A 20,398-nucleotide genomic window follows, 5' to 3' on the forward strand; every position below is an offset into this window, starting at 1 on the left:
CGCGGGCTGATTCAGGTGCCGATCGGTGTTCTCGCCAGCGCGGCGGCCACGTCGGCGGCTCGGCGCGCCTGGTCGGCGGTGACGGGTTCGTGGGTGACGAACAGCCGGTGGAACAGCGGTGCGACCGCGAGCCGGATGATCTCGGCGGCGTCGACCTCCGGGGCGACCTCACCGCGCGCGACCGCCCTTGCCACGATCGCCGCCGCCTCACGGTGCCGTGCCGCGTAGAAGTCGCGCAGCGCGTCGGCGGCCTCGGGATGTTGCATCCCCGCGCCGATGAAAGCCGTTGCCACCGAACCTGATTCGGGATCGGTGAAGCCCTGTCGGAGCAACTCGGTCAGGCCGCGGAGATCGCCGGTGAGGGTGCCCGTATCGGGGATCGGCCATGGCTGTTGCGAGGCGCGTTCGAGCGCGTCGGCCACGAGCCCCTCCGGGCCGCGCCAGCGCCGATAGACGGTGGTCTTGTGTACCCCGGCTCGCGCGGCGACGGCTTCCACGCTCAGGCCCTGGTAGCCCCGCTCGGCGAGTTCGTCCGTCGTCGCGTCGAGAACGGCTTCCCTGACTCGGGCGCTGCGTCCGCCGGGACGTCGTTGCGGTTCCAAAAACAACTCCTGTTGCGTTAGTCGTCATGGTTTTGTACTGTTAAAGCTACACGAGTTGCGATTGGAGCACTGTTTGACCACTCAACTGTCCCTGCGCGGAGTATCGAAGTCCTATGCGGACCAGCCCGTGCTCGACACCGTCTCGGCCTCGATCCGGCCCGGTGAACGCGTCGGCATCGTCGGCGAGAACGGCGCAGGCAAATCGACCCTGCTCCACCTGCTCGCCGGGATCGCTCGACCCGACGCGGGCACGATCACCGTCACCGCCGAGGGCGGGATCGGCCACCTCGCGCAAACACTGCCCGGCGACACCGTCGGTGCGGCCATCGAACTGGCGCTGGCCGAACTGCGCGAACTCGAGGCGGGCATGCAAGCCGCCGCCGAAGCGCAGGACATGGACCGCTACGGCGCGTTGCTCGCCCGTTTCGAGGCGCGCGACGGCTACGCCGCCGACGCCAGGGTGGACGCGTCGATGCACGGACTCGGAGTGGCGGGTATCGGCCGTGACCGCCCGCTCGACAGCCTGTCCGGCGGAGAACGGGCCCGCCTCGGGCTGGCCTGCCTGCTCGCTGCCTCGCCGGAGGTGCTCCTGCTCGACGAACCGACCAACCACCTCGACGACGCCGCGCTGACCTGGCTGGAACACCGCCTGCGCACCCATCAGGGCACGGTCGTGCTGGTCTCGCACGACCGGATCTTCCTCGATCGCGTTGTCACCGCGGTGCTCGAGGTCGCCGACGGCGCGTTGACCCGCTTCGGCGGCGGCTACACCGGATTCCTGACGGCGAAGGCGGCCGCGCGAATGCGCTGGGAACAGGCGTATGCGCAGTGGCGCAGCGAGATCGGGCGGCTCGAGGAGTTCGCCACGAGCACTGCCCAGCAGGTCGCGCCGGGTCGCGCGATGACCGACAACAACAAGATGGCCTACGACCGCAATGCCGGGCGGGTGCAGAGCTCGGTCGCGTCGCGGGTGCGCAATACGGCCGAGCGCTTGCGCCGGCTGCGCGAGGATCCGGTGCCGCGACCGCCCGAACCGTTGCGGTTCCGCGGCCGATTCACGGCAGGGACCGGCGTGGAGTTCCACCTCGGCGAGCTGACGCTCGGCCCGCGCGAGCGGCTGCTGATCCACGGACCCAATGGTTCGGGCAAATCGACACTGCTCGACACGATCCACGCGGCAGCACCGGGACGCATCGGCTACCTGCGCCAGGACGAGCGCTTCGATCCGGCCCGAAGTGTCACCGACACTTACGGATTCGGGCGCGAACTACTGCTCGCGACCGGGCTGTTCGCTCCCGAACTGCTCGATCGTGAGGTCGGTACCCTCTCGGAAGGTCAGCGGCGCAGGCTCGCGCTGGCCCGTGTGCTCGCCGGTGAACACGACCTGCTGCTGTTGGACGAGCCGACCAACCACCTGTCACTCACCGTGGTCGAGGAAGTCGAACGCGCGCTGAGCGAGTATCGGGGTGCGGTGGTCGTGGTGTCGCACGACCGGGCGCTGCGCCGTCGTTTCCGCGGAACACAGAAGGGAATTGAGGACTTTGGCTGAGATCGTGCAAGTGATCGACGTGCCCGGCGCCCCGTACGGGATCACCGTCGGGCCCGACGGGGCGCTGTGGTTCACGCTGGTGACGCAGGGTGTGATCGGACGTTGCGCGGAGGGGATCGTGCGGTCCTATCCGCTCGAGCAGTCCGACGGGCAACCGACGGTGATCGTCGCCGGTTCCGACCATGACCTGTGGTTCACCGAGTTCCAAGGTGGTCGGCTCGGGCGGATCACCGTCGACGGTGCGGTGACGAGCAGGTCCATGGAAGGTCCCTACGGTGCGTGCGTCGGGCCGGACGGTGCGCTCTGGTTCACCGAATTACAGGCGGGGCGGGTCGCGCGACTGACCGCGGACGGCAACCTCAGCCGCGTCGAGGTCGACGGTATGCCCTCGATGATCACACCCGGGCCCGATGGAGCGCTGTGGCTCACGGTGAACCAGGGCAACGCGATCGCCCGCGTCGACGCCGACCTCACGCTGCGCGTCCACCCGATCCCCACGGCCGCGGCCGCGCCGGTCGGCATCACCGCGGGCCCCGACGACGCACTGTGGTTCACCGAAATCGGCGCGGGTGCGATCGGGCGCATCGACCTCGACGGCACCATCGCCGAATTCGCGCTCCCGGCGACCGAGGCCCGCCCGCACGCGATCGTGGCGGGCCCCGACGGTGCGCTGTGGTTCACCGAGTGGGCGAGCTGCCGTCTCGGCCGGATCACCATCGACGGCACGATCACGCATCTCGACCTACCGGGCGCCGAACCACACGGACTCACCGTCGACGCTGCCGGGGACCTCTGGGTAGCGATGGAATCCGGTGCGCTGGTGCGGGTTTCTCTGTAACGGCGTCCGTGCCGGTGACCTAGGGCGTGGTCAGCGCCTTGACGACCGCGGTGCCGAAGCCGAGGTCGTTGCTCGCCGGCATGCGGGTGTAGGTGCCGCCGGTCTGGTCGGCGAGGGTCTGCAGGGTCTGGGTGCCCTGGCCACCGACCACGACGATGTCGATGCGAATGGGCTTGCCCGACTTGGCCGCCGCGGTGATCTCGTCGACCAGCGCGGTACCGGTCAGCGTCGAATCGTCGTCGGGACCGTCGGTGATCAGCAGAATCGAATTCGTGCGGCCAGGGGAGTAACCGGCCACCGCGGCGCGGTAGGCGGCGAGCAGGCTCGGGTACGCCTGATCCGCGGTGAGCTGGCTCGGTTTCACGGCGGTGACCGCCGAGCCGACCGCGTTGCGCTGGGAGTCGGTGAGCAGCTCGGTGGCCGCCTGCACCTTGTACGGGGTGGTGCCGTCGAGGTTCTTGCCGAACGTCCACAGGCCGAGCCCGAAGTCGGGCGGCATCACCTGCAGTGTGGAGGCGACCGCGGCAATCGCGTTCGACAGCCGGGTGGTCGAGCCCTCGGCGGTACCCATCGACGACGACACGTCGAGCAGGACCGTCGCGTTCACCCCGAGCACCGGGTTGGCCAGCGTCGACTGCACCTTCTCCAGTGCCGCGCGCGGCGGATTCGCCGGTGCCGACCCGATGGCGGGCCCGAAGCCCTCGGCGGCGAGCGCACCCGCCTGCTCCGGTGCCCGCAGGAAGTCGATGAATCGTGACGCGATCAGATTCTGGGTCTTGTCGACCCAGGGACCCGACACCAGTGCGGCGGGATAATCGGCCAGCGGCGCGCTGCCGACCGGCCGGAACGCGGTGAGACCGCCGGTGCCGAGCTGCTGCTGGGTCGCGGCGACCGCGTGCACATCGTCATCGAGGGGATTCGCGCTGATCTCCGACATGGCGGTCATCAGATCGGCCGGTGCCTGCGCGCCGGCGGCGAGCCCGGAGATCGCGGCGACGACCTGACCCGACTTGGCGGCCTGCTCGGTCAACGGTTCGGTCCCCGAGATCGCCGCGCCGATGGACGCGGCGGCGGCGGTCGTGGCGTCACCGGCGGGCAGTGCCATGTGCAGCCCACCCCAGCCGGACAGGCCGACCTCGTCGAGTGAGCCCTGCTGCAGTCGTGGCAGGTCGGCCCAGGAGATCTGGTGCTGTTCGAGCGCTTGACGCAGGGCATCGGGCACGGCGAGCACGATCGGGCTGGTGGCGATCGAGGCGGGCGTGCCCTCGATCAGACCCGGCACCCGAACCAGCTCGATCGACCGGCTCGAATCGGCGATCCACAGCCCCGGCTGCGGACCGAGACCCGGATCCCATTTCGTGGTGTCGGCGAGACCGGCGACCAGCGCGCTCGACGGGCGGGCCGACACCTTCACCTGCGCGCAGTGGTCACGCACCCGAGGCTTGGTCGCGTTGAACCGGTCGGCCGCGGCACGCACCGGGCCCGAGATCGCCGGATCGACGGTGACGTCGAGCTGTGAGGCCCCCTCGACGCACTCGGCGGCGGCCGCGACATCGGTGGTCGCGGCACGATCACTGAGCTGGACCCAGGCGACGACGGCGACGATCACCAGCACGATTGCCGATGCCGCGATAACCGGACCCTTGCTGATACTTCGAGAACTGGTCCCGTTGCGATGCGTACCCACGCGGCAAGTTTAAGGACACCGCGCGCAACCGCAGCACAGCGCATACCGGTGCGCATCGCCGCAGGTCACAGCATGCGGCACGAGTGGTCGGTCTCGGTCGAGGCAGTGCGTGCAACCATGCAGTGCGTGCCGGATACGCAGAGCCGGGTGCCACAGCGGACACCCGGCTCGGCCGGTCACGCGCGAATCACGCGGCCGCGATCGAATTCACGACCACCCCACACCCCGGACTGACCCGTCTGTGCCGCGTACTCGGCGCACCCCGCGAGCAACGGGCACCCGGCGCAGATCTTGCGGGCGTAGTCGAAGTCCTGCGACGGGTAGGGAAACCACGCCTCGTGGTTGGGGTCACCACGGCAGGCGGCGCGGTGCCATTGCCCCGAATCGGACAGGGTCAGCAGTTCGGTCAGTGCGAGGTCGGTGGTGGTCACGGCGCGTACTCCTTCCAGATCCGGCGCTGCTTGCGAGCGAGCGGGTCGGGAGCCTTGGGCTCCCACAGCAGCCGCATTCCCGCCTCTTCCGGGGTGCGGTCGGCCTTGCCTGTATTGCACGGTGCGCAACAGGCGACGAGATTGCTCCAGGTGTTCGGTCCGCCCCGGCTGCGGGGGCGGATGTGGTCGACGGTGTGCGCCCAATCCGCGCAGTAGCCGCACCGGTGCTTGTCCCGACGCAACACCCCGGCCAGGGTGGCGCGGCTGTCGTCACCGATCGGCGTGAGGTGCGCCAGGTAGACGTAGCGCACCAGCCGGATCGTCTCGGGCAACGCGATGACCAGATGCTGCGAGCGGATCGGGAACCGCGGTGCCCGCTCGATCACGGTCTCGGCGGCGCCGCTGAGCAGCAAGGTCACGGCCCGATCGGCGGTGATCTCGTCGAGAGCCTCGTAGCTGGCATTCAGCACGAGCACCCTCGTGTGTATCCAGGTGTCGGAAGCGGGTGCCGTCGGGTCGACGGCATGACGAATCATCATGGGAATCACCATGTTTCGAGAGGAGTGAACGTCAGGAGCGGAGGTGGGTGGGCCGGTCAGGCCGCGGTCAGGAAACGGCCGGAGCCATCGATATCCAGGCGCATCGCGCGATGGACCGAATTCGCGCGGCGATAGGTCTTGCCCGATTCTCGCTGTGGCGCTTGCTGTTTCACGGCCGTCTCCTCCTCTCGATGCTGCTCGTCGGTTCCTCGCCCGCTGCGGATCACCTGCGTGAAATCATGGTGGCATACCCTGTCCGAAATGTCGGCTGATTTATTTCGGGGCGCATCCCACCGGCGACCGGCGTGAGTTCGGCACGGTGACGTCAGCGCGTGAGCTGCCCGAGAGCCGGGCCGACCCCCACACGGCGAACCCCGCCGAGGCATAGAGGGCGCCGAACAAGCTGGCGGCCCACCATCCCCACGTGATGTACGCCCAGGTCGTGGTGACCGCGCCGAGAGCCGAGCCCAGCGAGTAGAAGGTCATGTACGCGCCGATGACGCTGCCGGCGCGGTCAGGGTATGCGGTAGTCAGTAGATGCTGGCTGCTCACGTGCACGGCTTGGACGGCGAAGTCGAGCACCACGACACCGACGACGAGCAGCGCCAGGGATGACCCGGCTCGCGCGATGAGCAGCCAGGACGCGGCGAGCAGCGCCAGCGACCACCCGGTGATCCGCTGCGCGTGACCGGCATCGGCCCACCGGCCCGCGCGGCCCGCGCCGAGGGCTCCCGCGAGCCCCACCAGCCCGAACAGTCCGATCTCGGTGGTGCCGAAGTTCCAGGGTCGCGCGCCGAGTGGGAGCGCGAGGCCACTCCAGAGCGAGCCGAAGGACGCGAAGACGAAGAAGGCGATCAGGCCCCGGCTCAGGAACAGTCGATCCGTGGTGACGAGATGTCGCATCGACCGCAGAATCTGCGTGTATCGATCACGGGAGGCTCTGATGTCCGGGTCCAGACCTGCTCGGGTGACGACGGCGAGCCCCGCGCACAGCACGGCCAGCAGGGCATAGACCGCACGCCAGCCGAGCGTGTCGCCCAGCAGCCCCGCGACCACCCGCACGCCGAGGATCCCGATCACGACACCCGAGGTCACCGCACCGATGTTGCGACCACGCTCGCCGGGCGCGGAAACAGCGGCGACATAGGCGACCGTCACCTGCACCACGACCGCGAACACTCCGGCGAACGCGAGTCCGGCCACCGCGACCCCACCGCTGGGCGCGGCGGCCGTGATCGCGGCCCCGATCGAGGTGAGTGCCAGCAGTCCGCCGATGAGCCGACGTCGGTTCAGCAGATCGCCGAGTGGCACCAGCAGGATCAGCCCGGCGAAGTAGCCGATCTGCCCGGCGGCGATCAGCACGCCCGACGACTCCGGTGACACACCGAGCTCGGCGCCGGCGACGGCAAGGACCGGCTGAATCGCGTAGATCGTGGACACCGCCGCGGCGCACACCGTCGCCAGCACCCATCGCTGTGCTCGCGTGACTCCTGTCGCCACCAGACCTCCAAAGAGTAGCAAAACGAAACCAATTCTCACCGTAGGCAATAATGGTTTCGAATTGCAACCCATCAGGAGGTGGCTCATGGCACCAGCGCCCGGCTCCGACCGCGCATGGACCGACCCGACCTGCCCGGTCGCTCGCACGGTCGACCTGGTCGGGGACCGGTGGAGCCTGCTCATCGTGCGAGACGCCATGGACGGACCGGCGTCGTTCACCGAGTTCCGGCAGCGGCTCGGGATCGCGCGCAACATCCTCGCCGATCGTCTGCGCCGCCTCGTCGAGGACGGCATCCTCACCACCAGCGCCACTGCGAGCGGCAAACGGCACGTCTACGAGCTGACCCGTGCCGGGCAGGATCTGTTCACCACCATCGTCGCGCTGCGTCAATGGGGCGAAAGGCACGCCTTCACCGACCACGAGCCCCGTTCGGCGCTTGTGGACCACGACGGCCGACCCCTCGCCGCGCTACACCCCCGCAGTCAGTCCGGAACAGAGGTCACGGCCGAGACCACGGCCGTGCGACGAGTGGACTGAGAGCCCGCCGGTCCACGCGTTCTGTTGCGCGGAGGCGGGCCCCGGTCCTCGGCTGACCTACGTCCGATCGGCGGCGACGAGTTCGGCGCAGCGTTCGCCGACGAGCATCACCGTGATGTTCGGGTTGACCGTGGTGTGCGCGGGGAACACCGAAGCGTCGGCGACCCGCAGACCCTCGACGCCCTTGACCCGCAGCTCGGGGTCGAGGGGACTCATCGGGTCGTCGACCGCGCCCATGCGGACCGTGCCCACCGGGTGATAGACGGTGTTGTGGGTCCGGCGGACGTAGTCGGCCAGCTCGGCGTCGGTCTGCGCGTCCGGCCCCGGATACAGCTCACGCGCCACCCAGTCCGACAGAGGTGCGGTCGCGGCGATCTCGCGTGCCTTGCGCAGACCGGCGATCATCACGCGCATATCGTGACCCTCGGGGTCGGTGAAGTAGCGCGGGTCGACCTTCGGCTTGTCCCGGAAATCGCGCGAGCGCAATCGCACCGTGCCGCGCGAGCGGGCATGGGTGACGTTCGGTGTCAGACAGAAGGTGTTCTCGGCGGTCGGATACCCCTGCCGCAGTGTGTGCATGTCGAAAGGCACGCTGCCGTAGTGCATCATCAGGTCCGGCCGGTCGAGTCCGTCATCGGTCGGGGTGAAGATGCCCGCTTCCCACCACTGGGTGGAGCTGTCCACCATCGGTCGCGTCGTCTCGAAACCGATCACGCCCTCCGGGTGGTCCTGCAGGTTCGCGCCGACACCGGGCGAGTCGACGATCACCTCGATGCCGTTCTCGCGCAGGTGAACCGTCGGCCCGATGCCCGAGAGCATGAGCAGCTTCGGTGAGTCGATGGCGCCGGCGGAGACGATCACCTCACGGTTGGCCGTGATCCGGGTGGTGCGGCCGAACGCGTTGTCGGTGATGTCGACCCCGACCGCCCGCCCGTTCTCGATCACGATCTTCTTGGCCCACGCGCCGGTGCGGATGGTGAGGTTCGGCCGGTCGAGATGAGGGTGCAGATAGCTGACCGACGACGACGAGCGCGTCCCGTCGGTGCGCCGGTTGATCTGAAAGAAGTTGGCGCCGTTGACGACTGTGCGTCCCGCGTTGAACTCGGCGCGCGGGATACCGACCGCCTCGCAGGCGTCGAGCAAGGCCACACCGCACGGATCGTTCGGCGGCACCGTCATGATGTGCACCGGGCCACCGCGGCCGTGATGCTCGCCGGGGGCGTCGTTGGTCTCGATCCGCGGATACAGCCGATACACCGAGTCCGCACCCCACCCGGTGGCGCCGTGCTCGCGTTCCCAGGAATCCAGGTCCTCGCGCGGAGCCCAGAACGCGATGCAGCTGTTGTGCGAGGAGCAACCACCGAGCACCTTGGCGCGGGCGTGGCGCATGAACGAATTGCCGTTCTCCTGCGGCTCGATCGGGTAGTCCCAGTCGTAGCCCGATTCCAGCAGTTCCATCCAGCGGTCGAGTCGCAGGACGGCCGGGTCGTCGACGTCGGAGGGGCCCGCCTCGAGCAAGCAGACCGTCACCGACGGGTCCTCCGACAACCGTGCCGCGACGGCCGCTCCCGCGGAACCGCCGCCGACGATCACGTAATCGTATGTGGTCACCGCTGTTCCTCCCGATCGGCGAACCAGCCGGTGACGCCCGGCCGGAGATTCTCGTAGACGTGCTTGGCCTCGCGATACTCGTGCAGCCCGGAGGGACCGAGCTCGCGCCCGACACCCGAGCGGCCGAAACCACCCCACTCGGCCTGCGGCAGGTACGGCCCGAAGTCGTTGACCCACACCGTGCCGTGCCGCAGCCGGGCGGCGACGCGGCGGGCGCGTGCGGCGTCACCGGACCACACCGCGCCCGCGAGACCGTATTCGGTGTCGTTGGCGATGGCGACGGCCTCGTCTTCGGTGGTGAAGGTCTCCACGGTCACGGTGGGCCCGAACGCCTCGTCGTGCACGCACGCCATCGCGCGGGTGGCGCCGTCGATGACGGTCGGCAGGTAGAACCATCCGTTGTCGAGGTTCCCAGAGCCCCGGTCACCGGTGGCGAACGCGCCACCGGTGCGGATGGCGGCACCCTCGGCGCGGGCCTGCTCGACATAGGCGTTCACCTTGTCGCGGTGGGCGGCCGAGATCAGCGGCCCGGTTTCGGTCCCCTCGGCGAAGGGCAAGCCGAGCCGGATCTGCTCGGCGCGGCGCACCAGCTCGTCGACGAAACGGTCGTGTGCCGATTCCTCGACGACCAGGCGCGCGCCCGCCGAACACACTTGACCGGAGTGCAGGAACGCCGCGTTCAGTGCGTTGTCGACGCTCGCGGCCAGCCGTTCGTCGGTGTCGCAGGCGTCGGCGAAGACGACATTCGGGTTCTTGCCGCCCAGCTCGAGCGCCACCTTCTTGACCGTGGCGGCCGCCTCGCGCGCGATGATCTTGCCGGTGGCGAGCCCGCCGGTGAACGAGACCAGGTCGACATCGGGATGTTCGGACAGCGGCGCACCCGCGGTGGCGCCCGCGCCGAGCACGAGATTGGCCACCCCGGCAGGCACGCCGAGGTCATCGAGCACCGACATCAGCAGAATCGCGGTGTGGGGCGTCAGTTCGGCCGGCTTGAGAACGAACGTATTGCCTGCCGCCAACGCCGGAGCGACTTTCCAGGCCGCCTGCAACAGCGGGTAGTTCCACGGCGTGATCAACCCGCAGACACCGACCGGTTCGTAGACGATGCGGGAATCGATGTCGGGGGAGCCCGCGTCGACGACCCGGCCCGCGTCGTCGGCGGCGAGTTTGCCGAAATACCGGAAGCAGTTCGCGATGTCGGACATGTCGATGTCGGACTCGTAGGGGCGCTTGCCGGTGTCGAGGGTTTCGGCGCGCGCGAACTCGTCTCGTCGCGCGTCGATCGCGTCGGCGACCCGCAGCAGCAGGTCGCCGCGCTCGGCGGCGCCGGTGCGGCGCCACGGGCCTTCGTCGAAGGCGCGGCGGGCCGCGGTGATCGCGGCGACCGTGTCGTCCTGGCCCGCCTCGGCGACGACCCCGACGAGGGAATCGTCTGCCGGGCAGCGGATCTCGCGCGTCTGCCCGGACGCTGACGGTCGCCAGGAACCGTCGATATAGAGAGTGTCGCTCATGCTGGATCCCTTCACAGTTCGCGGTCGGTGCTGTCGACGTCGCCGGATTCGGGCTCGTGGTGATCGCTCGCCGCGCGGCGCAGGTGCAGATAGCCGAGGTGGCGTTCGTACTGGTCGAGAATGTCGCCGATGATCTGCTCGCGGCTGTAGCCGTTGAGCGAGTAGCCCTGCGATCCCTCGGCCAGGTAGACCTCGCAGCGGAAGTAGCGGTCTCCGGACCGTTGCGCGAGCACGGCATAGGTCGGGGCCGGCGCCGAGACCGGCCAGATGCCGTACTCGAACCGGGGCTCACTGGCCTGATCGACCAGCAGACGCGGCGACGGCAGACCCTCGTTGGACTGGGAATCGTCGATGGTCGCCGTCATACCCATGTGCTCGAACTCCGCGGCGACATCGTGCATCGCCGGATCGACGGTGCCGCTGATGAATTTGCGGGTGGCCGCGGCACCCGGGTAGTTGACGGTCGAGAGCAACCGGCGACGCCAACTGCTGAGTTCGGCCGGTCCACGGCCTGCGGCGAAAGCTTTGGGCAGCGAGGTGCGGTAGCTGTCGAGTTTGAACGACTCGCTGTGCACGGCGCGCAGCAGCGCGATGCCGATCAGCGCCAACACGAACGAGAACGGCAGCCCCATGATGATGGTGGCGTTCTGCAGGGTCGTGATGGACCCACCCGCACCCGCGAACAGCATCGACAGGGTGAGCACGCCGATCGCGGCCGACCAGAAGATGCGGGTGCCGGTGGCGCAGTCGGCCATCGGATCGGGCAGCTTCGAGGTGAAATTGCCCATGACCAGCGACCCCGAATCGGCGGTGGTCACATAGAAGAGCAGCCCGGTGATGGTCGCGACGCCGAGCAACAGTGTCGCGCCGGGATATTTCTCGAGCAGCGAGTAGAAGCCGAGTTCGGCTCGGTCCGCGGTCTTCTCGGCGAAGGCTCGGTCGTCCCTGGCGACCTCGAGCGCGCTGTTGCCGAAGATCGAGATCCACATCAGGGTGAAGCTGAACGGCACGACCAGCACGCCGAAGATGAACTGGCGCAGCGTGCGTCCGCGCGAGATGCGCGCGAGGAACAGGCCGACGAACGGCGCCCAGGCCACCCACCACGCCCAGAAGAACAGCGTCCAGCTGTCCAGCCAGGTCGACGGCGCGTTCGCCGTCTCGGGATTGCGCTCCCAGGCGAAGGTGTCGAGGGTCCGGTCGGGGAAGGTCGAGAGGTAGTCGCCCGCATTCTGGGCCAAACCGTTGAGCAGGAAGTCGGTGTGACCGGTCACCAGGATGTAGACCAGCAACGCGATCGCCATGATGACATTGAGTTCGGACAATCGCCGGATGCCCTTGTCGACACCGGTGGTCGCCGAGATCGTGGTGATGGCGACCGACAGTGCGATCAGCCCGATCTGGGCGGCTTTGCCCTGCGGGATCCCGAACAGCTGATGCAGACCGTAGTTGAGCTGGACGATGCCGATGCCGAGCGAGGTGGCGATGCCGAAGATGGTGCCCAGCACCGCGGCCACGTCGATCGCGTCGCCCCACCGGCCGTGTACGCGCTTGCCGAAGATCGGATAGAGCGCGGCCCGGATCGTCAGGGGCAGGTTGTGCCGGAACGCGAAATAGGCGAGTGCGCCGCCCATCAGCGCGTACATCGCCCAGCCGGTGATGCCGTAGTGGAAGATCGTCCAGGCCACCGCGTTGCGGGCCGTTTCGTTGGTGCCCGGCTCGCCGAGCGGGGGATGCAGGTAGTTGTAGACGGGCTCGGCGACCGAGAAGAACATCAGGTCGATGCCGATACCCGCCGCGAACAGCATCGATGTCCAGGAGAACAGGCTGTATTCCGGCCGTGACTCCTCCGGCCCCAGCCGGTAGCGGCCGTACCGGCTGGCGCCGAGGAAAACGACCAGGCCGAGGATGGCCGTGGCGAGCACGAAGTACCACCAGCCGAACCAGGTGGTGGTGAAGGTCTTGACCTCGCCGACGATGGTCTCGGCGCTCGACGGTGCGGCCAGTGCCCAGATCCCGAACGCGAGCACGGTGCCCGCCGCGATGAGGAACACCGGCTTGTTGACCGAACGACGCCCGGCGACCGGATGTGCCGGGACCGCTTCGTCCTCGGTCCCGGCAGGTGATCGTTGCGTGCCGTTGTCCCCGGGATTGCTGACACCACCCATGCGAGGCAGGCTAGTTCGTGCCTACCCCGCGATCGGGGACCTTCAGTGGTTGCCGACCTCGTGTTCGAGCCTGCGCGCCACCAGATCGCGGGCTTGTTCGCGCAGTGCCGGCCGGTAGCCACTCGGATACACCGGGTCTCCCGGCGCGTAGTTCTTGAGCACTTCCTTGGCGAGAGTGATCTTGTGCACCTCGGTGGGGCCGTCGGCGATGGCCATGACCTCGGCGTAGGTGGTCATGTCGAGGAACGGCAGGTCGGTGCTCACGCCCATCGCGCCGTGCAGATGCAGTGCGCGGCGGGCGATGTCGTTCATGACGGTCGGCATGGCGATCTTGATGGCGGCGATGTCCTTGCGGACGGCGCGATAGTCCTGGGCCTGGTCGATGCGCCACGCGGTGCGCAGGACCAGCAGGCGGAACTGTTCCATCTGGATCCAGCTGTCGGCGATGCGCTCCTGGGTCATCTGGAAACCGCCGACGACACCTTTGCGGGCCGGGCGCGACACCGCGCGCTCGCACATCATGTCGAAAGCCTTGCGCACCAACGCGACCGTGCGCATCGCGTGATGCACGCGGCCGCCGCCGAGCCTGGTCTGCGCGACGATGAACCCCGCGCCTTCCGCGCCGAGCAGATGATCGGCGGGCACCCGGACATCGGTGAATCGCAGATGCCCTTCGTGTTCGCTGAACCCGGGCACGGTGAAGTTGCGCACCAGCTCGAGCCCGGGCGCGTCGGCCGGCACGATGAACATCGACAACCGCTGGTGCGGTTCGGCTTCGGGGTCGGTCACGACCATCACGATGTGGAAGGTGGCGAATTCGGCGGCGGAGTTGAACCACTTCTCGCCGTTGATGACCCACTCGTCGCCGTCGCGCACCGCGGTGGTGCGGAACGCGGTCGGGTCCGAGCCGCCGGTGGGCTCGGTCATCGCGTAGCAGGAGCCGATCTCGCCGTCGAGCAACGGCTGCAGGTACTTCGCCTTCTGCTCCGCGGTGCCGAAGTGCGCCAGGATCTCGGCATTGCCGGAATCCGGTGCCTGACAACCGAAGACGAGCGGCGCCCACATCGAGGTACCGAGCACTTCGTTGAGCAGCGCCAGCTTGAGCTGGCCGAAACCGGGACCGCCGAGCTCGGGACCGAGATGGCAGGCCCACAGGCCCTGATCCTTGACCTGCTGCTGCAGCGGCCGCATCAGCGCCCGGATCTCGGGGTCGGCGCGGTCGTAGGGATTGGGGTAGAGCAGATCCAGGGGCTCGACCTCGGTGCGAACGAACTCCGCCACCCAGTCGAGCTTGCGCTGGTACTCCGGATCGGTCTCGAAATCCCAAGCCATGGTCAGCCTTTCGTGTTGTCGCCCGTGGCGCGCAGCCCGGACAGGACGGTGTCGGTGAGGATGTCGGCGATCGCGGCGGGGGAGTGGGTGCCGCGCTCGCGGTACCAGTAGCCGAGGGAATTGAGCATGCCGAGCATGCCGTTGGTGACGATGTGGTCGGCCGTGCGTAGTTGGCCGGCCGCGTGGCCCGCGTCGATCACGTCTTGCCAGTGGCGCTGCAGGCGGTCGCGCAGCTGCTGGAGCACGACCGCGTGTTCGTGAGTGAGTGCGTCGGCGTCACGCAGGTGCACGGCCACCGCGCGTCGATGGGTGACGATCAGCTCGACGTGACTGCGAATCAGCCGGCGCAGCGTCTCGACGGGTTCGGCATCGGTCTCGATGATGCGTTCGGCATCGGCGAGCAGCAGCCGGGTGTAGTCGCGCAGGATCGCCCACAGCAGGTCTTCCTTGGATCCGATGTGGTAGTACAGCGCACCCCGCTGGACGTCGGCTTTCGCGCCGATCTCGGCGACGCCGGTGGCGTGGAATCCGCGTTCGGCGAACAGCTCGAGCGCGGCATGGTGGATCCGCTCGCGGGTGTCGGCGCGCTCGGTGGCGCGGGGGCGTCCGCGACGGCGCACGGGGGATACCGGTTCGGTGGTCACGGCGCCTCCGTTCGGTCCGGCACGCGACTTAATGTTCCAGTCAGTACATTAATTGCCCGCGCACCTACAATCAAGGGGTGTCCCGCCGCGCCCACGCCTCCGACCTCGGTGGCTCGGCGTGGCGGAATGGGCGGAGGCCGCAGGGCGTTCGAACCCACACGAGGTGTCACCTCTACCCACGGGTAACATGACATCGACTTTTCCCACCCGGTTTTCACCAAAGTGAGGCAGTAGATGACAGAGCGGATTCAGGTCGGCGGGCTCCAGGTGGCGAGCGTTCTTCACGATTTCATCGAGAACGAGGCGCTCCCCGGTACCGGCGTAGATTCCGCCGCGTTCTGGGCCGGTGCCGAGCAGATCATCAACGACCTCGCCCCGCGTAACCGCGCTCTGCTCGCTGAGCGCGACGAGTTCCAGGGCAAGCTCGACGCTTGGCACGGCGAGAACCCGGGCACCGGCTACGACAAGGCCGCCTACAAGCAGTTCCTGACCGAGATCGGTTACCTGCGGCCCGAGCCCGCGCCGTTCCAGATCGGCACCGGCAACGTCGACACCGAGATCGCCACCACCGCGGGTCCGCAGCTCGTGGTGCCGGTGATGAACGCGCGCTTCGCGATCAACGCCGCCAACGCGCGGTGGGGTTCGCTCTACGACGCGCTCTACGGCACCGACGCCATCCCCGAGGCCAACGGCGCGGAGAAGGGCAGCGGCTACAACCGCGTGCGCGGCGACAAGGTCATCGAGTGGGGCCGTAACTTCCTCGACGACGCCGTCACCCTGATCACCGGTTCGCACCTCGGCTCGGCGTACTACAAGATCGTCGACGGCGAGCTCGAGATCGGTCTGGAAGACGGCACCGACATCGGCCTGGCCGACCCGTCGCAGCTCGTCGGCTACCTCGGCGACCCCGAGGCCCCCACCTCGATCCTGCTCAAGCACAACGGGCTGCACATCGAGATCCAGGTCGACGCCACCTCGCCGATCGGCTCCACCGACACCGCCGGTGTCAAGGACATCGTCCTCGAGTCGGCGCTCACCACGATCATGGACTTCGAGGACTCGGTCGCCGCGGTCGACGCCGACGACAAGGTCGTCTGTTACCGCAACTGGCTCGGCCTGATGAAGGGCGACCTGGCCGAGGAAGTCTCCAAGGGCGGCAAGACCTTCACCCGCACCATGAACCCCGACCGCGTGTTCACCGCGCTCGACGGTTCCGAGCTGGTGCTGCACGGTCGTTCGCTGCTGTTCGTGCGCAACGTGGGCCACCTGATGACCTCCGACGCGATCATCGACGCGCAGGGCAACGAGGTGCCCGAGGGCATCATGGACGGCCTGATCACCTCGCTGATCGCCGTGCACTCGCTCAACGGTGACAACACCCGCCTCAACTCGCGCACCGGTTCGGTCTACATCGTGAAGCCGAAGATGCACGGCCCCGACGAGGCCGCGTTCACCAACGAGCTGTTCGGCCGGATCGAGGACGTCCTCGGCCTGACCCGCAACACCCTCAAGGTCGGCATCATGGACGAGGAGCGCCGCACCACGGTCAACCTCGCCGCGTCGATCGAGGCCGCCAAGGATCGCGTGGTGTTCATCAACACCGGCTTCCTCGACCGCACCGGCGACGAGATCCACACCTCCATGGTGGCCGGGCCGATGGTCCGCAAGGCCGAGATGAAGGCCCAGACCTGGATCACCTCCTACGAGGACTGGAACGTCGACACCGGCCTGGCCAAGGGCCTGCCCGGCAAGGCGCAGATCGGCAAGGGCATGTGGGCCATGCCCGACCTGATGGCGGGCATGCTCGAGCAGAAGATCGGCCACCCCAAGGCCGGCGCCAACACTGCCTGGGTGCCCTCGCCGACCGCTGCCACCCTGCACGCCACCCACTACCACCTGGTGGACGTGTTCAAGCAGCAGTCGCAGATCGCCAAGGGCGGCCCGCGCGCCACCGTCGACCAGATCCTCGAGATCCCGCTGGCCCAGTCCACCGACTGGACCGACGAGGAGAAGCGTCAGGAACTGGACAACAACTCCCAGGGCATCCTGGGCTACGTGGTCCGCTGGATCGATCACGGTGTCGGCTGCTCCAAGGTGCCCGACATCAACGACATCGGCCTGATGGAAGACCGTGCCACCCTGCGCATCTCGAGCCAGCTGGTCGCCAACTGGCTGCGCCACGGCATCGTCACCGAGGCCGACGTGATCGCCAGCCTCGAGCGGATGGCCCCGGTCGTCGACCGCCAGAACGCGAACGACAAGACCTACCGCCCGCTGGCCCCGAACTTCGATGACAACATCGCGTTCCAGGCCGCCAAGGAACTGGTCCTGGAAGGCTGCACGCAGCCCAACGGCTACACCGAGCCGATCCTGCACCGGCGTCGCCGCGAGTTCAAGGCCGCGCAGAAGTAGTGCTGTCGAGTTCTTGAAAAGTAGCTCGTAGCAGCTCTTTTCGTTCGAGGCCCCGCGTCGGAGACATCCGATGCGGGGCCTCTGTCGTCACCGGAGATCACCCGGCGTCGCATCCGATCCCGTCGCCATCGTTGCTGAGCCGGTGCGGGTCTGCGGGCGCGACAACGACATGTCCCGGATGGTCGCTGCCGTCGGGATCGGGGCCCATCCGCTGATGCGCGGTCGTCGACCCGATCTGTTGCGGGGGAGGAGTGAGGTCGCGCGGCGGCGGTATCGGCCGACCGGGCGGGCGAGTCGTGGTGCCTGGCCAGGAAATGCCGCGAACTCCACCGGGGCCGCGAGCGACGCGGATTCCTTCAGCGGTGATCCGCGGGCGGTAGATGGTTGCGCGGTGACCGAATGCCGGGTCGAGATCGATGGAGTTGAACAGCCCCATCCTCGTCAACCACAGCGAGGCGCGAACTACCTCGTCCTCGGTGAGCGATTCACCCGGCCAGCAGACCGACGCCCCGACGACGAAGGCGCCGAGCACCGGCAGCGGGTTGTCGAGGAGGTCTTCGTTGTGTGCCCATTTCAGTACTGCCTCGCGCACAGCCCATTGTCGGTCGGAGTAGCCGGGCGTCGTTCTCGCAGCGCTGTCCAACCGCAGCATCGCAGGCCTTTCCATGGTGTCACTCCTCATTTCCGACCGAGTGGCTCGTGCCACCACGACTCCTATTGCTGGGCCGACGGGCTCGGCGGGTTCAACCGGCCGAGCCCGCTACCACGAGCTGTCAGTCCTGCTCGGCGGCGCGCTGACGTGCTTCGTTGGCCGATGCTTCGAGCCGTGCCTTCTCAGCCTCGGCTTCCTTCTCCGCGACCTCGCGCTGGGATTCGGCCTTGTCCTGCTGTGCACGGCCTTCGCGCTGTAAGGAGTCGTTGCCCACTACGGCGCCGGCGACCTCCTTGGCTTTGCCCTTCACGCCCTCGACGACGCCCTTGACTCCGGCCTCTACTCCACTGTCGTTGTCAGACACGACTGTCCCTTCCGTAGGCCCAATGTTTCCCCGTGTGACGCGAGCGCAACTCGGGGTGTGACAGCTCCACGGCTGCCGTTTACAAGATAAACATATGTCTGTTTACCTTGTAAACCTTCGTTTCGATCGCGGCCTGCCAGGGTGTGCTGAAACCAGCTGTGACATTCCCGGTATTCTGGGGTTGTGGTGGCGTGCTGGAAGACCAGGGCCCGAAGATTTTGACAGGAGCTCTGCCCTGAGCGAAGACACGATCGACTCGGGAGCCGAGCTGCGCGACAACCGTCCATCCGACGCGGGCACTCGGCCCACACGGCTGGACCGGGTCCTGATCCTGGAATCAGCGATTGCGCTGATCGATGAGGAAGGCCTGGGACATCTCACGATGCGCCGTCTGGGCTCGTGGCTGGGCGTCGAAGCCATGGCCCTGTACCGGTACGTTTCCGGGCGTAACGACCTGCTGGCAGGTGTGATCGATCACCTCGTCGACCAGCTCTACGAGCAGAACCTGATGGAGCCCGACGAAGAGGGCGGCAGCTGGCAGGGGTACCTGCAGCGCCTCGCGCACGGCGTGCGCCGTGTCGCGATCGAGCATCCGGAGGTCTTCCCGTTGATGGCCTCGAGCCCGCCGCAGGCGCCCTGGCTCTGCCCGCCGTTGCGCAGCCTGAACTGGATGGAATCCTTCCTCGATACGATGCTTCACTATGGCTTCGACGACCGTCAGGCAGTCCAGGTATATCGGTCTTTCGCGACCTTCCTGCTCGGCCACCTCCTCCTCGAAGTGGCGACCATGGGGGTCGAGCTGAGCCCGATCACCACTGCCGAGCCCGGACAGCACGAATCATCGGAGCTGGCCGACTACCCCAACGTTTATCGCCTGCAGAGCCACCTGGCAGCCAATCGTGCGGCCGATGAGTTCGAAGAATCCCTCGAGGCATTGCTCGACCGCCTCGAAGCGATGCGTCGCGCTCGACAACGCCCGTGAGTGGTGTGCGACGATGTCGCGCCCTGCGGGAACCGTCGCGCTGTCGGTTGGACGATCGCGGTGCTGTCGCAAGTCGCCTGGGCCGTGTTGCTTCTGGTCGTCTCCACGGTGGTGCTCATCTACTGCACCCAGTGACCTCGTGAAGGGGTCGGTGTCGAGGCCAGGCACCGTGACCTGCGGTGTGTCGAGGATCCGGCGAGTTGCCAGGTACCGTTGGGCGGTGAACCCAGCTGACGTGCGACTACTCAAAGATGGCGACCTCGAGACCCGCGAGGAAAACTTGCGCCACCTGCTCGCGCGGGCTGAGGACGGCGATACGTCCGCCAAGGAGACACTGCGCGCGCTCGTGCGCGACTATCCCGACTACCACCGGTCGCTCTACAGCAGGGCATTGAACCGGGCGGAGGTCTTCGGTGACGACACCCTGCGCGAGCCGCTGCTCGCGTCGCTTGCCGACACCCGCTACAACTGCCAGGCATGGGCGGCGATGGGCTGCGCGGCGCTCGGCATCCGTGAGGCGGTTCCCGGCTTGGTCGCGATGCTGGACCACCCACAGGACATCGCCCGCGACCAAGCGGTGATCGCCCTCGGCGCCCTTGGCGACGAATCGGTTGTCCCGGTGCTGGCGCCCCTGCTGCAGGACTCGATCAGCGGAATGCGCGAACGCACCGCCGAAGCCCTCGGCATGATCGGTGGCGACGCGGCACTGGCAGCGCTCTGGGATGAATTCGAGAACCGCCGCTACTACCGCATCGGCTACATCGCCAGCGCGTTGTCGGAGTTCGCTCCCGGCATCATCCCGAGACTGATCGAGGCGGCCGCCGGCGACGATCCCGACAAGCGGTACTGGGCGGCCGTCGCGCTCGGTTCGACCGGCGACGACCGCGCCGTGCCGACCCTGGAACGACTGATGGCCAACGATCGCGGCTCGACCGTCTTCGACGGCATGGTGAGCGTCGCCGCGAAGAAGGGCCTGCGCACGCTACGCCGAATCCAAGCCGCGATCGCCGCGCGCGAATCCTGAGCGCTCAGCGCGAGAAA

Annotated in this window: 18 protein-coding genes; 6 read left to right on the forward strand and 12 right to left on the reverse strand. The window is 67.9% G+C overall.

Annotated elements, in window-relative coordinates; translation table 11 throughout:
• Positions 1–11 precede the first annotated feature (11 nt).
• A complete protein-coding gene (locus tag ACFTS5_RS15345) occupies positions 12–602 on the reverse strand; it encodes a TetR/AcrR family transcriptional regulator (protein ID WP_378631218.1) in 591 nt (196 codons plus the stop codon).
• A 61-nt stretch (positions 603–663) separates the two neighbouring features.
• Between ACFTS5_RS15345 and ACFTS5_RS15350 the strand changes: the two genes are divergently transcribed.
• Both ACFTS5_RS15350 and ACFTS5_RS15355 read left to right on the forward strand, forming a co-directional pair.
• Positions 664–2,151, forward strand: a complete 1,488-nt coding sequence (locus tag ACFTS5_RS15350) for an ABC-F family ATP-binding cassette domain-containing protein (RefSeq protein ID WP_378631219.1) — start codon at positions 664–666, stop codon at positions 2,149–2,151.
• Positions 2,144–2,989 carry a virginiamycin B lyase gene (locus tag ACFTS5_RS15355; RefSeq protein WP_378631220.1) on the forward strand — a complete coding sequence of 282 codons (846 nt, stop codon included), beginning with the start codon at positions 2,144–2,146 and terminating at the stop codon, positions 2,987–2,989. The genes ACFTS5_RS15350 and ACFTS5_RS15355 overlap by 8 nt, the downstream gene beginning before the upstream one ends.
• A gap of 19 nt (positions 2,990–3,008) precedes the next feature.
• On the opposite strand, the gene ACFTS5_RS15360 is transcribed toward ACFTS5_RS15355, so the two are convergent.
• The 4 genes from ACFTS5_RS15360 to ACFTS5_RS15375 all read right to left on the reverse strand — a co-directional run bounded on the left by ACFTS5_RS15360 (position 3,009) and on the right by ACFTS5_RS15375 (position 7,146).
• A complete protein-coding gene (locus tag ACFTS5_RS15360) occupies positions 3,009–4,676 on the reverse strand; it encodes a VWA domain-containing protein (protein ID WP_378631222.1) in 1,668 nt (555 codons plus the stop codon).
• A 176-nt stretch (positions 4,677–4,852) separates the two neighbouring features.
• Complete coding sequence (locus ACFTS5_RS15365; RefSeq protein WP_378631224.1) at positions 4,853–5,107, reverse strand: WhiB family transcriptional regulator; 255 nt, start codon at positions 5,105–5,107, stop codon at positions 4,853–4,855.
• Complete coding sequence (locus tag ACFTS5_RS15370) at positions 5,104–5,646, reverse strand: HNH endonuclease (RefSeq protein ID WP_378631226.1); 543 nt, start codon at positions 5,644–5,646, stop codon at positions 5,104–5,106. The genes ACFTS5_RS15365 and ACFTS5_RS15370 overlap by 4 nt, the downstream gene beginning before the upstream one ends.
• A 273-nt stretch (positions 5,647–5,919) precedes the next feature.
• Positions 5,920–7,146, reverse strand: coding sequence for an MFS transporter (locus ACFTS5_RS15375; RefSeq protein ID WP_378631227.1), 1,227 nt, complete (start codon positions 7,144–7,146; stop codon positions 5,920–5,922).
• Between the two features lie 85 nt (positions 7,147–7,231).
• On the opposite strand from ACFTS5_RS15375, the gene ACFTS5_RS15380 reads away from it, so the two are divergent.
• Positions 7,232–7,684, forward strand: coding sequence for a winged helix-turn-helix transcriptional regulator (locus ACFTS5_RS15380; protein ID WP_378631229.1), 453 nt, complete (start codon positions 7,232–7,234; stop codon positions 7,682–7,684).
• A 57-nt stretch (positions 7,685–7,741) separates the two neighbouring features.
• On the opposite strand, the gene ACFTS5_RS15385 is transcribed toward ACFTS5_RS15380, so the two are convergent.
• From ACFTS5_RS15385 to ACFTS5_RS15405, 5 genes are read right to left on the reverse strand one after another with little or no spacing between them, the layout of a single operon-like run.
• Positions 7,742–9,295 carry a GMC family oxidoreductase gene (locus tag ACFTS5_RS15385; RefSeq protein ID WP_378631230.1) on the reverse strand — a complete coding sequence of 518 codons (1,554 nt, stop codon included), beginning with the start codon at positions 9,293–9,295 and terminating at the stop codon, positions 7,742–7,744.
• Complete coding sequence (locus ACFTS5_RS15390; RefSeq protein WP_378631232.1) at positions 9,292–10,806, reverse strand: aldehyde dehydrogenase family protein; 1,515 nt, start codon at positions 10,804–10,806, stop codon at positions 9,292–9,294. The genes ACFTS5_RS15385 and ACFTS5_RS15390 overlap by 4 nt, the downstream gene beginning before the upstream one ends.
• Before the next feature lie 11 nt (positions 10,807–10,817).
• Entirely contained in the window at positions 10,818–12,971 is a 2,154-nt protein-coding gene (betT, locus tag ACFTS5_RS15395; protein WP_378631234.1) for a choline BCCT transporter BetT, read from the reverse strand.
• A 42-nt stretch (positions 12,972–13,013) separates the two neighbouring features.
• Positions 13,014–14,303, reverse strand: coding sequence for an acyl-CoA dehydrogenase family protein (locus ACFTS5_RS15400; protein ID WP_378631235.1), 1,290 nt, complete (start codon positions 14,301–14,303; stop codon positions 13,014–13,016).
• 2 nt (positions 14,304–14,305) lie between these two features.
• Entirely contained in the window at positions 14,306–14,947 is a 642-nt protein-coding gene (locus ACFTS5_RS15405; protein WP_378631237.1) for a TetR/AcrR family transcriptional regulator, read from the reverse strand.
• A gap of 234 nt (positions 14,948–15,181) precedes the next feature.
• Here ACFTS5_RS15405 and ACFTS5_RS15410 point away from each other — a divergent pair, with 234 nt between their 5' ends.
• Positions 15,182–17,359, forward strand: coding sequence for a malate synthase G (locus ACFTS5_RS15410; protein ID WP_378631239.1), 2,178 nt, complete (start codon positions 15,182–15,184; stop codon positions 17,357–17,359).
• A gap of 97 nt (positions 17,360–17,456) precedes the next feature.
• Here the strand turns inward: ACFTS5_RS15410 and ACFTS5_RS15415 are convergent, their stop codons facing one another.
• Positions 17,457–18,026: a hypothetical protein gene (locus ACFTS5_RS15415; protein ID WP_378631240.1), complete on the reverse strand. Its 570-nt coding sequence runs from the start codon at positions 18,024–18,026 to the stop codon at positions 17,457–17,459.
• A gap of 106 nt (positions 18,027–18,132) precedes the next feature.
• Positions 18,133–18,375: a CsbD family protein gene (locus tag ACFTS5_RS15420; RefSeq protein ID WP_378631242.1), complete on the reverse strand. Its 243-nt coding sequence runs from the start codon at positions 18,373–18,375 to the stop codon at positions 18,133–18,135.
• A 94-nt stretch (positions 18,376–18,469) separates the two neighbouring features.
• Between ACFTS5_RS15420 and ACFTS5_RS15425 the strand changes: the two genes are divergently transcribed.
• Positions 18,470–19,357: a TetR/AcrR family transcriptional regulator gene (locus tag ACFTS5_RS15425; protein ID WP_378631243.1), complete on the forward strand. Its 888-nt coding sequence runs from the start codon at positions 18,470–18,472 to the stop codon at positions 19,355–19,357.
• Between the two features lie 220 nt (positions 19,358–19,577).
• Complete coding sequence (locus ACFTS5_RS15430) at positions 19,578–20,381, forward strand: HEAT repeat domain-containing protein (protein WP_378631245.1); 804 nt, start codon at positions 19,578–19,580, stop codon at positions 20,379–20,381.
• Positions 20,382–20,398 lie beyond the last annotated feature (17 nt).

It is taken from the genome of Nocardia sp. NPDC056952 (genome assembly GCF_042674185.1).
Lineage (GTDB): Bacteria > Actinomycetota > Actinomycetes > Mycobacteriales > Mycobacteriaceae > Nocardia.